This is a genomic window from Arthrobacter pascens (assembly GCF_030815585.1).
Taxonomy (GTDB): Bacteria; Actinomycetota; Actinomycetes; order Actinomycetales; family Micrococcaceae; genus Arthrobacter; species Arthrobacter pascens_A.
This window is the reverse complement of sequence record NZ_JAUSWY010000001.1, coordinates 921,842-934,734: the sequence shown is the minus strand read 5'-3', so window position 1 is coordinate 934,734 and position 12,893 is coordinate 921,842. Positions and strand designations below refer to the sequence as shown.

General features: G+C 62.6%; 11 protein-coding genes. 1 reads left to right on the top strand and 10 read right to left on the bottom strand.

The annotated features are described in order from the left end of the window. Positions 1 to 24: 24 nt before the first annotated feature. The 4 genes from rplW to rpsJ are packed head-to-tail and all read right to left on the bottom strand — an operon-like array spanning position 25 to position 1,931. Positions 25 to 330 (bottom strand): 50S ribosomal protein L23, encoded by a 306-nt coding sequence (gene rplW, locus QFZ30_RS04410; RefSeq protein ID WP_011692807.1) that lies wholly within the window; start codon positions 328 to 330, stop codon positions 25 to 27. Continuing rightward, the gene (gene rplD, locus QFZ30_RS04405; protein WP_307073847.1) at positions 327 to 950 is read right to left on the bottom strand and encodes a 50S ribosomal protein L4; all 624 of its coding nucleotides are present in this window, start codon (positions 948 to 950) and stop codon (positions 327 to 329) included. The genes rplW and rplD overlap by 4 nt, the downstream gene beginning before the upstream one ends. A gap of 4 nt (positions 951 to 954) precedes the next feature. Continuing rightward, on the bottom strand, positions 955 to 1,605 hold the full coding sequence (gene rplC / locus QFZ30_RS04400; protein WP_104136690.1) for a 50S ribosomal protein L3: 651 nt from the start codon (positions 1,603 to 1,605) through the stop codon (positions 955 to 957). A 17-nt stretch (positions 1,606 to 1,622) separates the two neighbouring features. Continuing rightward, positions 1,623 to 1,931, bottom strand: a complete 309-nt coding sequence (gene rpsJ, locus QFZ30_RS04395) for a 30S ribosomal protein S10 (protein WP_038464699.1) — start codon at positions 1,929 to 1,931, stop codon at positions 1,623 to 1,625. A gap of 399 nt (positions 1,932 to 2,330) precedes the next feature. Between rpsJ and QFZ30_RS04390 the strand changes: the two genes are divergently transcribed. Further along, positions 2,331 to 3,767, top strand: coding sequence for a GH1 family beta-glucosidase (locus tag QFZ30_RS04390; protein ID WP_307073846.1), 1,437 nt, complete (start codon positions 2,331 to 2,333; stop codon positions 3,765 to 3,767). 26 nt (positions 3,768 to 3,793) lie between these two features. Here the strand turns inward: QFZ30_RS04390 and QFZ30_RS04385 are convergent, their stop codons facing one another. The 6 genes from QFZ30_RS04385 to rpsL form a co-directional block, all read right to left on the bottom strand. Then, positions 3,794 to 3,919: a hypothetical protein gene (locus QFZ30_RS04385; protein ID WP_307073843.1), complete on the bottom strand. Its 126-nt coding sequence runs from the start codon at positions 3,917 to 3,919 to the stop codon at positions 3,794 to 3,796. Between the two features lie 30 nt (positions 3,920 to 3,949). Continuing rightward, a complete protein-coding gene (locus tag QFZ30_RS04380; protein ID WP_307073841.1) occupies positions 3,950 to 8,164 on the bottom strand; it encodes a hypothetical protein in 4,215 nt (1,404 codons plus the stop codon). 165 nt (positions 8,165 to 8,329) lie between these two features. Beyond that, positions 8,330 to 9,520: an elongation factor Tu gene (gene tuf / locus QFZ30_RS04375; RefSeq protein ID WP_307073839.1), complete on the bottom strand. Its 1,191-nt coding sequence runs from the start codon at positions 9,518 to 9,520 to the stop codon at positions 8,330 to 8,332. A 264-nt stretch (positions 9,521 to 9,784) separates the two neighbouring features. Continuing rightward, the gene (fusA, locus tag QFZ30_RS04370) at positions 9,785 to 11,899 is read right to left on the bottom strand and encodes an elongation factor G (RefSeq protein ID WP_307073837.1); all 2,115 of its coding nucleotides are present in this window, start codon (positions 11,897 to 11,899) and stop codon (positions 9,785 to 9,787) included. A 69-nt stretch (positions 11,900 to 11,968) separates the two neighbouring features. After that, positions 11,969 to 12,439 carry a 30S ribosomal protein S7 gene (rpsG, locus tag QFZ30_RS04365; protein ID WP_011692813.1) on the bottom strand — a complete coding sequence of 157 codons (471 nt, stop codon included), beginning with the start codon at positions 12,437 to 12,439 and terminating at the stop codon, positions 11,969 to 11,971. Position 12,440: 1 nt separating this feature from the next. Further along, complete coding sequence (rpsL, locus tag QFZ30_RS04360; RefSeq protein ID WP_307073836.1) at positions 12,441 to 12,815, bottom strand: 30S ribosomal protein S12; 375 nt, start codon at positions 12,813 to 12,815, stop codon at positions 12,441 to 12,443. Positions 12,816 to 12,893 lie beyond the last annotated feature (78 nt).

Genomic DNA, 12,893 nt, shown 5'->3' with positions numbered 1-12,893 from the left:
ATTTCCTCGTTAAAGTGGTCTCCGCTACGCGAGCGGACCGCCGAAGATGTCGATAGTGCCTTCTTTGAGGGTGACAATCGCACGCTTGGTGTTCTTGCGGGTACCCCATCCGAATTTGGTGCGCTTGCGCTTACCGGCACGGTTGATGGTGTTGATCGATTCGACCTTGACGGAGAAAATCTTCTCCACGGCCAGCTTGATCTCGGTCTTGTTCGAGCGGGGGTCCACCAGGAAGGTGTACTTGCCCTCATCGATCAGGCCGTAGCTCTTTTCCGATACGACGGGTGCAAGCACGACGTCGCGCGGGTCTTTGATGGTGGCTGCACTCACTTGGCATTCTCCTCGTTCTTTGCCACTGCCTTGTCGGCAACGAATGCTTCGTAGGCAGCCTTGGTGAAGACAACGTCGTCAGAGACGAGAACGTCGTAGGTGTTCAGCTGGTCTGCGTACAGAACGTGAACACCGGCGAGGTTGCGCACGGACAGTGCTGCAACATCGTTGGCGCGCTCGATGACAACCAGCAGGTTCTTGCGCTCGGAAACTCCGCGCAGGGTTGCCAGTGCGTTCTTGACGGACGGCTTGGTGCCCTCCACCAGTTCCGCAACAACGTGGATGCGGCCGTTGCGTGCCCGGTCAGAGAGTGCGCCGCGCAGTGCAGCAGCAATCATCTTCTTGGGGGTGCGCTGGCTGTAGTCACGCGGTGTGGGACCGTGGACAACTCCACCACCGGTCATGTGAGGAGCACGGATTGAACCCTGACGGGCGCGGCCGGTGCCCTTCTGCTTGAACGGCTTGCGTCCTGCACCTGAAACCTCGGCGCGGGTCTTGGTCTTGTGGGTACCCTGGCGAGCAGCAGCGAGCTGGGCAACGACGACCTGGTGCAGCAGCGGCACGTTGGTCTGGACGTCGAAGATCTCTGCAGGCAGGTCAACCTTGACAGTGCTAGTCATTTAACTAGGCTCCCTTCACGGCAGTGCGTACGAGTACGACCTGGCCGCGGGCGCCGGGAACGGCACCCTTGATCAGGAGCAGCGACTTCTCGACATCAACCGCGTGAACGGTGAGGTTCAGCGTGGTGTGACGAACGGCGCCCATGCGGCCGGCCATTTTCATGCCCTTGAAGACGCGGCTCGGGGTGGATGCGCCACCGATTGAACCGGGCTTACGGTGGTTCTTGTGGGCACCGTGGGAAGCTCCAACGCCGTGGAAGCCGTGACGCTTCATAACACCGGCGAAGCCCTTACCCTTGGTGGTGCCAATAACGTCGATCTTCTGGCCGGCTTCAAAGAGCTCAACAGACAGCTCCTGGCCCAGCTCGTAAGAGTCAGCATCTGCAGTGCGCAGTTCGACGACGTGGCGGCGAGGCGTGACGCCTGCCTTTTCAAAGTGACCAGCCAGCGGCTTGGTGACCTTGCGGGGATCGATCTGGCCGTAGCCGATCTGAACAGCTACGTAGCCATCAGTGTCTGCGTTGCGCAGCTGGGTGATTACGTTCGAATCTGCCTGGACCACAGTGACGGGGATGAGCTTGTTGTTCTCGTCCCAGACCTGGGTCATGCCGAGCTTCGTGCCCAGCAGGCCCTTTACGTTACGGGTTGCGGTCATAGTCTCTCAGCACCTCCCTACAGCTTGATTTCGATGTTCACGTCGGCCGGCAGGTCGAGACGCATAAGCGAGTCAACAGCCTTGGGCGTGGGATCGATGATGTCGATAAGACGCTTGTGCGTGCGCATTTCAAAGTGCTCGCGGCTGTCCTTGTACTTGTGCGGAGAGCGGATTACGCAGTAAATGTTCTTCTCCGTAGGCAGCGGCACTGGGCCCACTACCGTTGCGCCTGCGCGCGTGACCGTCTCAACGATCTTCCGTGCTGAAACGTCAATGACCTCGTGGTCGTATGACTTCAGCCGGATGCGGATTTTTTGTCCCGCCATGTCGCCTGACTCTCTTTCAGTCTGTGCTTCCCCTGATTAGGGCTGCCCTGTTTACTTCTCGTTGTGTGGCTGCCGAAGCATTTGAAGTCTGAACTACCACCCGCCGCACAAACTGAATCCGGATGAATCCGGGTTCCTCACCTTGCCGGCGTAACCGACCCCCGCGGTCGGGCGTGTCGCGCTTTGCACGCATACAAATCCGCAGTTCCATGGGGAGTGGGTTATGTTTGGTCTTCCACTTGGACCCTGACACCCGGCATTATCCGGATCGGGACACGAAGAAGCGCTTGAACAACTCATCTAGTATGCCGGATATTATCCACAGAAGCGAATCAGCCGGGTGCGGCAGGTGCGTCCTGGGTCATTGCCTTCAGCAACGTCCGAATGGATGATAGGGACATGACGGTGGAGAATGCTGTTTCCGTGCGGGAACTCGCCGGCCGCCTGCCGCCCTCGTTTACCTTGGGCGTTGCGTCAGCCGCATTCCAGATTGAAGGTGCCCTGGCCGCGGACGGCCGCGGGCCCTCCGGCTGGGATGCCTTCGCAGAGAAGCCCGGCAGCATCGTGGATGGACACTCACCTGCCGTGGCCTGCGACCACTACAACCGCTCCCCCGAAGACGTAGCGCTCATGCGTGAGCTTGGGGTGGATTCCTACCGCTTTTCCATCTCCTGGCCGCGGATCCAGCCTGACGGCCGCGGGGCTTTCAATGAACAGGGCCTGGACTTCTATGACCGCCTGATCGACCAGCTCCTCGAAGCTGGCATCTCCCCCATGGCCACCCTCTACCACTGGGATACACCGCTCCCCTTGGAGCATGGAGGCGGGTGGATGAACCGGGCCACGGCTGAACGCTTCGCAGAGTACTCTGCCGTGGCCGGCCGGCGCTTCGGCGACCGCGTGGCGCAATGGGTCACCCTCAATGAACCGGCCTCGGTGGTGCTGAACGGCTATGCGCTGGGCGTCCACGCTCCCGGACAGGACCTGCTTTTCAATTCCTTACCCGCCGTTCACCACCAGCTGCTCGCCCATGGACTGGCTGTCCAAGCGCTGCGCGCTGAAGCAGTCACGGGCGGGGTCGGCGTGACCAACCTGCACTCCCCGGTCCGGCCGGCAACGGGACGGCTGGCCGACAAGCTCATTGCGACAGTATTCGACCTGATGCTTAACCGGATCTACGCTGACCCGATCCTCCTGGGCCGCTACCCTCGCCCGCCGCTGATCGCCAGGCCGTGGTTCCGCGCCTTCGGCAAGATCTCCGATGCCGATCTGCTCACCATCCATCAGCCCCTGGACTTCTACGGAGTAAATTACTATTACCCCACGAGAGTTGCCGCGGGCAGGGGGCCGGCCGAAAGCCCCACAGGACCTGCGGAAGCCATGGTCCGGGTCCCGTTCCACCAGGTGTCCTTCCCCGAGTACAGCACCACCGGGTTCGGCTGGCCGGTGGCCCCGGAACACCTGGGCATCCTGTTGCGGGAACTGAAGGACCGCTACCGGGACTCCCTGCCGCCGCTGTACATCACAGAAAGCGGCGCCAGCTTCCCTGAACCCGATCATGTGACTGGCCCTATCCAGGATCAAAAGCGGATCGACTTTATCGCGGGCCATCTGGGCCACGCCCTGGACGCAACAGCCCCGGGCGGCATTGCCCACGACGTTGACCTGCGTGGCTATTACGTCTGGACCTTGCTGGACAATTTTGAATGGGCGGCAGGCTACTCACAGCGCTTCGGCCTGGTCCACGTTGACTTCGACACCCTGGAGCGGACACCCAAGGAGTCTTTCTACTGGTACCAGGCGCTCAGCCGGGCACGGAAGACGTCCGCCGAGTAGGACCAACAGTCAGGCGTTCCTGCCGGCTACTGGTTCTTGTTTGCGCGTTTGATGCGCTTGGCGCGGTCGATTTCGTTGCGGAAATGCTTCTTGGCCCAGAACACTCCGGCAACCACGGCAACCACAACAATCAGAAAAATAAGCCATTCCATGATGAACTCCTCTCGATGCTGGCAACAGTATCAGGGCCGGCTGAACGGGTCTGCGCCGCCGGGCTGGTGGGACATCGGCTGATGGGACACCGGCTGGTCCGGTCCTGAAGTGCCGGTCTCAGAGCCATCAGGCCAAGAACCGTCAGGGGCGGGCCCATCAGGGGTGGAGTGGGCATCCGGCATTTCTGTTGCGGTACCGCGGTTCAGCCGCCACACCGCGAACACAATCAGCCCGACGGCGATGAGCGCCAGCAGCGCAAACGTGTACTGCCGTATCGCCCACAGAATGCAGAGGGCCACTCCGGCAGCGCCCCACCAGACAAACAGCCTGTCCCCCAGGCCGAGGCCCACCAGCAGGAGTCCGGCAAGAAGTACCAGCACCCACAGCTGCTGGCCGTCGGTGCCTCCGAAGACCACGCCCAGACCACTCAAGGAGAGCAGGCCCGCCCCCGCCCCCACCCTGAGCCTGCCGGCCAGCTGATGGCCGGACGCGTACCGCAGCGCGCCGAGGCCGGCTGCCAAAAGCACGTACCACTGGAGCACCCAGAAGGGATCAGGCATGCCGTCGGACATCGGGTAGTCGTAGCCGTATTCCCCGTCCAGATTAAAGATGGCGGCACGCTGGACAGCCGCTGTCAGCGCAAGGGCGCCGAGCTCCCCTGCAATCCTCCGCGCCCGTGGCGGCACTTCGCGAAAGGGGATGACGACGGCGGCAGCCAGCACCGCGGCGGCCAACCATGACGTCTCATCGTGCGCCACCCCTGCCAAAGCGACGAGGCAGAGGCCCAGGAAGGCAGCCCCGGCCAAGGACCATCGGCGCAGGGGGTCGTCCTGCAGCTGCTGACGCCGGTAAACCCGCAACGAGTACAGGGCAGCTGCAGCAAGTCCGGCACCGACCAGCCACGGCAGGAAACCGTCCCAAACGCCGGGGATGTCTTGGAACGCCGCCTCAGCCAAGGCGATGGAGCCTGCCAGGCCTGCCGCTGCTGCCGGCGGATAGAGGAGCGGCTGGCCCTCCACATGCGAGGCTGTAAAGCACACCGCCGAAAGGACCAGCACCGCCGCGCCCAGCACCCAGTCTGCCGCCCAAGGCGACACAAGCAGGCCGGCAAGGCTGAAGGACGTTGCGATGCCCAGCCACAGCCAATGGTCGATGCCCCGCACGGGAACATTCTGTTCGCGCAGCAGCGCACCGGCGGCGACAGCGGCCAGTGCGACGGTAAGCAGCACTGCTGCCGTCCCTGTATTGTCCAGCACCGGCGCGGCCAGGAAACTTCCACCGAAGCTGAAGAGCGGACCCAGCGAAAGCACCCCGAAGAGTGCGGCGTAAACACTGAAGTAAAGGGCTCCCCGGGCAGTGAAGAACTTTCTGGCGACAACTGCTGAGACGAGCAGCAGGAAGAGTTCCAGAAGAACAACCCAGCGGCCGCCGTCGTCGTCCGGTTCCAGAACACGAGAAGAAGCAGGCTGCAGTACGTAGACCAGCGGCAGTAACGCCTGTCCCGCCAGCGTGATCCAGACTGCCGCCTGCTGGAAGGGAACTTCGGCCAGCCGTGACCTCATGGCCCAACGGACTGCATGCTGGGCAGCAAGGACGAAGGCGAAGGTCACCGAAACAGCCGTCGGAGAAGTGGTGACGTCGTAGCTGAGCACCACGGCCAAGCCTGCCGTCAACACCCGGGCCGCCACGAAATACCACCCCTTGCGGACGGACTGCGGCGCGGCAACCACCATCACCGCGCAGAAGACAGCGAAGACGGCCAGCAGCAGTTCAACCTCGGCCAGCTCCCCGTCGGTGAAGACAAGCAAGGCACCGAAGGCCACCGGCGCGAACCATTCTGAGCCGGCCTCGGCCCGAAGAAAGTATCCCGCGGCGGCCGCACCCAGGGCCACAACGACGGCGGCGTACGTTCCTTGCCAGGCGGCGGCTTCAAGCGGCGCCAGGATTGCGCAGCCGCTCAATTGCAACAGCAGCACAGCGCCCGCATCCGCAAGGATCCACCGCGGAGCGCGCCGGCGGGCAGCCGCCAGAAGGGGGAAAACAAGCTGAAGCGCCAACGTACTGATCAGTACCGTGGCAGGATAAAGCACCTCACCCGCGATGACAATCTGTCCGCTGTCCTGCTGCAGCTGATCAAACGCAGTAAGAACCAGCACCGTGGCTGTCCCCCGGCCCAGCCACCAGTAAGTCCAACGGTGCTGGCGTACACGCAAGCGGCGTGCGGTGGCAAACAGGTAGCCCGCCACGAGCAGCAACGCCCCGTTTCCAGCGCCTTGCGACACCTCCTGGAACGCGACTGCCACAGCCACCGCTGAGAGCCCCAGCGGCAGGGCCTCCCAAACTGTGGCGTGCCAGTCCCGCTCCGTGGCCGGACGGGGTACCAGCAGCCAGCCGATCGCCAACGCAGCGAGCAGCTGGATGAGGACCGCCGGTCCGGTCAGTCCGCTGTCCGGGGCTGTGTCCACGAACGGCAGCACGATCAGGGTGACCGCTCCCCCGGCACCGAAGGCCCCGAGGCTGGCCTCCGGCGCCAAAGTTCGTACCGCGGAGCGTTGCAGGATTGCCGACACCATTTGCTGGCACACCAGCGCCACCAGCACCCCGAAAGCCGCAGCGGCGGCCCGTCCGGGTCCATCATCAACCACGGCCGCCACTGTCACAGGGACGGCCAGTGTGATAGCGGCCCGGGCTGCCAGCACCATCTGCCCCCGCAGCGTGCTGCTCGTCAGGATCCCGCGGACCGCCCAGAAGGCCGAGGCCAGAACCAGCATCCCTGCAAGGGGCCAGGCACCCATGGAAACGCCCACAAGCCCGGCCAGGGTCAACGCGGCCGCCGGCGCCCATTCGGCCGGGCGTTTTAGCGTGCCGGCCAGCACCATGCCGGTGGCCAGTGCCAGCAGGACGGGGACCCACAACGGGACCGCACTCCCCGCCTCCACGCCGGCGTAGCTGTCGAACTCGGCCAAGATCACGTGCCCGGCAAACGCCACGGTGGCCGCCAGCTGGGCACCGAACGTCACCAAGGCATCCAACGGCCAGCGGCCCCTGTCCATCCGCGCATTGGCAGGTTTGAGCGGCGTCGCAGTCCGCCGGCCGGGTTCCGGAAACCAGTTACCGAGCCGCGCCTGCACGAACGCCACTGTCATTGCCTGGATGGCCAAGAGACAAGCCACAGCCAACAAGGCATGATGGCCACGTCCGGTCAGATCCCAGATCTCCACAGCGGCAGCCACTGTCAAGGTGATCCTTGCGGCATAGAAGTTGACCAGCCGCAGCCTGCCTCGCGCAGCTGCCATTAGCGCAAAATAGGCTCCGCACATGCCAATGATGAGCGCGTACTCGGCCTTGTCCAGCAGCAGAGGCACGCAGGTGGCCGCTATGGCCACGGCGGGTACCACAAACGGGTGGAGGACCATCAGCGGCCTGACGTAGACCGGCGGCAGCCATCCCGGCCGCGCCATTGCAAGGACACTCAGCAGAACGGCAACGCCGATCAGTGCCGCGAAATACCAGACAAGCGCACCGCCCAGGACGGATACGCCGGAGCATGCCGTGGAGGCAACAAAGGTAAGGGAAAGGTACACCAGGACGCGGCTCTCAAGGCGGACGGCCGCCATGACGTATGCCGCGGTACCGATCAGCGACGTAATCAACCAGGCGCCAGGGCCGTGGTGCAGCGCAAAGTTGTAGAGGGCAAGGCCCGTCACGGGAACCATGGCAAGGCCTGTTCCTGCGAACGCAACAGCTGCGGGCCTCAGCCGGGGCACCTTGGCATGGAGGACAAACCCCGCACCGTAGAAAATGGCCGTGACCGCGCAGACGCCGGCGAAGCGGAACATCGGCGGAAGGTTGGTTCCGATGAAGAGAGCCGCAGCCGCCACCAGCAGCAGGCTGGCCACGTACAGGGTGATATTGATGTTCTGGCGGTCGCGTTTTTCACGCCGCGCCCGCTGCTCTGCCGGTGTTTCCACGCGCCTCGGCGACGCCGGCGGCATTGGCGAAGCGGTCCCGTTGGGGGGCTCAAGACGGGCGCCCGCATTGCGAATTGAGGTGTCAGCGGGACGGGACGGCGTAGCCCACCGGCCTGACGGCGGGGCCGCCGCAGGACGGTCAGGTTGGCGGTCAGGTCCGGCAGCCATGGCCTGTGGTGCTTCGTGTATGGATGCTTCGTGCTTGGCCATCGCGTCCAGCCAGCCTCGAAGGTGACCGGCGCGGTAACCCGCTTCGTACGACTCGTCCCTCATGGGTTGCTCCCTGGGCAGGCGCATGTGCGCAATTAATCCAATGATTGGATTAATCATAGCAAAGAACAGCCCCGCTGCACCAGCAGCGGGGCTGTTCCAATCTTCACGTCAGGCCGTCAGACGGCCCTCCGATCGGAGAGCTAAACACAGGTCAACAAGAACTACTTACTTGTTGATCTTGGTAACGCGTCCTGAACCAACGGTGCGGCCGCCTTCGCGGATAGCGAAGCCGAGGCCCTCTTCCATGGCGATGGGCTGGATGAGCGCAACGGTCATCTCAGTGTTGTCGCCAGGCATAACCATTTCCGTGCCTTCCGGCAGGGTGATAACGCCGGTTACGTCCGTGGTGCGGAAGTAGAACTGCGGGCGGTAGTTGGAGTAGAACGGGTTGTGACGTCCGCCTTCGTCCTTGGAGAGGATGTAGACGTTGGCCTCGAAGTCGGTGTGCGGGGTGATGGAACCCGGCTTGACGACAACCTGGCCACGCTCTACGTCATCGCGCTTCAGACCGCGGAGCAGGAGGCCACAGTTTTCGCCGGCCCATGCTTCGTCGAGCTGCTTGTGGAACATCTCGATACCGGTAACCGTGGTCTTCTGGACCGGGCGGATGCCGACGATCTCGACCTCGGAGTTGATGGCGAGGGTTCCACGCTCGGCGCGGCCCGTTACAACGGTGCCACGGCCGGTGATCGTGAAGACGTCTTCGATCGGCATCAGGAACGGCTTGTCACGGTCACGTACGGGGTCCGGAACAGAGTTGTCCACGGCCTCCATGAGGTCCTCAACGGACTTGACCCAAACGGGGTCGCCTTCGAGGGCCTTCAGGCCGGAAACGCGAACAACCGGAGCGTCGTCGCCATCGAAGCCCTGTGCGCTGAGCAGCTCACGAACTTCCATTTCAACGAGGTCCAGGAGCTCTTCGTCGTCAACCATGTCCGACTTGTTCAGAGCAACCAGCAGGTAGGGAACGCCAACCTGGCGGGCGAGCAGGACGTGCTCGCGGGTCTGAGCCATCGGGCCGTCAGTGGCGGCAACCACGAGGATTGCACCGTCCATCTGTGCAGCACCGGTGATCATGTTCTTGATGTAGTCAGCGTGACCAGGAGCGTCTACGTGTGCGTAGTGGCGCTTCTCGGTCTGGTACTCAACGTGGGAGATGTTGATGGTGATGCCGCGCTGACGCTCTTCGGGAGCAGAGTCAATAGACGCGAAGTCGCGCTGCTCGTTGAGAGTCGGGTACTTGTCGTACAGCACCTTGGAAATGGCGGCCGTCAACGTCGTCTTACCGTGGTCAACGTGACCAATGGTGCCGATGTTAACGTGCGGCTTAGTCCGCTCGAACTTTGCCTTTGCCACAGGTTCCTCCTAGAACGTTTTCAAAAGACATACCCTTCAACCGCGCTTGTCGCGGCAGAAACTCAGGTAAGTCTACTTGGGGGGCTTTGGATTGGTGAAATTGCAGATTCAGGAACTAATACTAGTCCCTAGAGCCTGTTCGTGCAGATGGCCGGGGCCCGGCTTGACCGGACTGCATCCGACCGGGACCCGGCCACCTGCACCAGGCGTGCTTCCTTAGAGCGGAAGCGCACCCGAGTTTGTTCGCAGTGAATGTCGAAAAGACTATTCGCCGCGGTTCTTCTGGATGATCTCGTCGGCAAACGCCTTCGGGACCTCGGCGTAGCTGTGGAACGTCATGGAGTACACAGCGCGGCCCTGGGTCTTCGAGCGCAGGTCACCGATGTAGCCGAACATGCCGGACAGCGGGACGTGCGCGCGGATGACCTTAACGCCCTGGGCATCTTCCATGGACTGCATCTGGCCACGGCGGGAGTTGAGGTCACCGATAACTTCACCCATGTATTCCTCAGGGGTGCGGACCTCAACATCCATCAGCGGTTCGAGCAGGATGGGGTTCGCCTTGCGTGCAGCTTCCTTGAAAGCCATCCGGCCGGCGATCTTGAACGCCATTTCCGAGGAGTCAACATCGTGGTACGCGCCATCAATCAGCGTGGCCTTGATGCCGACAACGGGGTAACCGGCCAGGACGCCGTCGTTCAGTGCATCCTGGATACCGGCGTCCACTGACGGGATGTATTCGCGCGGAACGCGGCCACCAGTGACCTTGTTCTCGAACTCGTACAGCTCGCCCTCGGATGTGTCCAGCGGCGCGATCGCGATCTGGATCTTTGCGAACTGACCCGAACCACCGGTCTGCTTCTTGTGCGTGTAGTCATGACGCTCCACAGCACGCTTGATGGTTTCGCGGTAAGCAACCTGCGGCTTGCCAACGTTTGCCTCGACCTTGAACTCGCGGCGCATGCGGTCCACCAGGATGTCCAGGTGGAGCTCGCCCATGCCGGCGATGATGGTCTGGCCGGTGTCCTCGTTGAGGGACACCTGGAAGGTGGGGTCCTCAGCGGAGAGCTTCTGGATAGCCGTGGAGAGTTTCTCCTGGTCACCCTTGGTGTTCGGTTCGATCGCAACAGAAATCACGGGCTCCGGGAAGCTCATGGATTCGAGGACGATCTGGTTGCTGGAGTCACACAGGGTGTCGCCCGTGGTGGTGTCCTTCAGGCCGATAGCTGCGTAGATGTGGCCGGCGGTTGCGCCTTCAACGGGCATTTCCTTGTTGGCGTGCATCTGGAACAGCTTGCCGATGCGCTCCTTCTTACCCTTGGTGGAGTTGACCACCTGGGAACCGGCTTCGACGTGACCGGAGTACACGCGGATGAAGGTGAGCTGACCGAAGAACGGGTGCGTAGCAATCTTGAACGCCAGAGCGGAGAAAGGCTCCTCGGACGACGGCTTACGCGTCAGTTCCTTCTCTTCGTCGCGGGGATCGTGACCGATCATCGGCGGGACGTCGAGCGGGTTCGGCAGGTAGTCGACGACCGCATCCAGCATCGGCTGAACGCCGCGGTTCTTGAATGCGGAACCGCAGAACACCGGGTAGAGCTCAGAGTTGATCGTCATCTTGCGGATGCCGGCCTTGAGCTCGTCGATGGAGATCTCTTCACCTTCGAGGTACTTCTCCATGAGTTCCTCGGAGGACTCGGCAACAGCCTCAATAAGGCTTGCGCGGTACTCTTCGGCCTTCTCCTTGAGGTCAGCCGGGATCTCCTGGATCTCGTACTTGGCACCCATGGTGACGTCACCCTTGGAGTCGCCGGGCCAGACCAGTGCACGCATGTAGAGCAGGTCTACCACGCCGATGAAGTCGTTCTCGGCGCCGATCGGGAGCTGCATGACCAGCGGCTTGGCACCCAGGCGGCTGATGATGGTGTCTACGGTGAAGTAGAAGTCAGCGCCCAGCTTGTCCATCTTGTTGACGAAGCAGATACGCGGAACGTTGTACTTGTCAGCCTGACGCCAAACGGTCTCGGACTGCGGCTCCACGCCTTCCTTGCCGTCGAACACGGCAACAGCGCCGTCGAGGACGCGCAGGGAGCGCTCAACCTCAACAGTGAAGTCCACGTGGCCGGGGGTGTCGATGATGTTGATCTGGTTGTTTTCCCAGAAGCAGGTCACGGCGGCAGACGTGATGGTGATGCCGCGTTCCTTTTCCTGTTCCATCCAGTCGGTGGTCGAAGCGCCGTCGTGCGTTTCGCCAATCTTGTGGTTCACACCTGTGTAGAACAGAATGCGCTCGGTGGTGGTGGTCTTGCCGGCATCGATGTGGGCCATGATGCCGATATTGCGGACCTTACTAAGGTCTGTAAGCACGTCCTGTGCCACGGTGTCTCCCTTTCGGATGGACTGCACGTTCGCCGCCGGCTCGTATGAGCCGGCGGCGTCCGGGAAGTATTACCAGCGGTAGTGTGCGAAGGCCTTGTTGGACTCGGCCATCTTGTGCGTGTCTTCGCGGCGCTTCACAGCGGCACCGAGACCGTTGGAGGCATCCAGGATTTCGTTCTGGAGGCGCTCGGTCATGGTCTTTTCGCGGCGGGCCTTGGAGTAGCCGACCAGCCAGCGCAGTGCGAGTGCGGTGGAGCGGCCCGGCTTGACCTCAACCGGAACCTGGTAGGTTGCGCCACCGACGCGGCGTGAGCGCACCTCGAGGGAAGGCTTGACGTTCTCCATGGCCTTCTTGAGGGCAGCAACGGGATCGCCGCCGGACTTGGCGCGTGCGCCTTCGAGGGCACCGTAAACGATGCGCTCTGCGGTGGACTTCTTGCCGTCAACCAGCACCTTGTTGATCAGCTGGGTGACCAGCGGGGAGCCGTAAACGGGATCTAGTACGAGCGGCCGCTTGGGGGCCGGACCCTTGCGAGGCATATTACTTCTTCTCCATCTTTGCGCCGTAGCGGCTGCGGGCCTGCTTACGGTTCTTGACACCCTGGGTATCGAGGGCGCCACGGACGATCTTGTAGCGGACACCCGGAAGGTCCTTCACGCGACCGCCGCGAACGAGCACAATGGAGTGCTCCTGCAGGTTGTGGCCTACACCGGGGATGTAGGCGGTGACTTCAACGCCACCGTTGAGGCGCACACGTGCCACCTTACGGAGAGCCGAGTTCGGCTTCTTCGGGGTGGTGGTGTAGACGCGGGTGCAGACACCGCGGCGCATGGGGCTGCCGGCAAGTGCGGGGGCCTTGGTCTTTTTGACCTTAGGCGTGCGGCCCTTGCGGACCAGCTGGTTAATCGTAGGCACTCTCGTGTTCTCCGTTTTATCCGGAGTGGCCGCTTCCGGCCACTCTCCTGTTGCGTTGCCTCGCCGCCCGGGCTTTGA

Coding starts and splice junctions, on each gene's coding strand:
- rplD (WP_307073847.1), bottom strand. CDS start 950: ATGACTAGCACTGTCAAGGTTGACCTGCCTGCAGAGATCTTCGACGTC.
- rplC (WP_104136690.1), bottom strand. CDS start 1,605: ATGACCGCAACCCGTAACGTAAAGGGCCTGCTGGGCACGAAGCTCGGC.
- rpsJ (WP_038464699.1), bottom strand. CDS start 1,931: ATGGCGGGACAAAAAATCCGCATCCGGCTGAAGTCATACGACCACGAG.
- QFZ30_RS04390 (WP_307073846.1), top strand. CDS start 2,331: ATGACGGTGGAGAATGCTGTTTCCGTGCGGGAACTCGCCGGCCGCCTG.
- QFZ30_RS04385 (WP_307073843.1), bottom strand. CDS start 3,919: ATGGAATGGCTTATTTTTCTGATTGTTGTGGTTGCCGTGGTTGCCGGA.
- QFZ30_RS04380 (WP_307073841.1), bottom strand. CDS start 8,164: ATGAGGGACGAGTCGTACGAAGCGGGTTACCGCGCCGGTCACCTTCGA.
- rpsG (WP_011692813.1), bottom strand. CDS start 12,439: ATGCCTCGCAAGGGTCCGGCCCCCAAGCGGCCGCTCGTACTAGATCCC.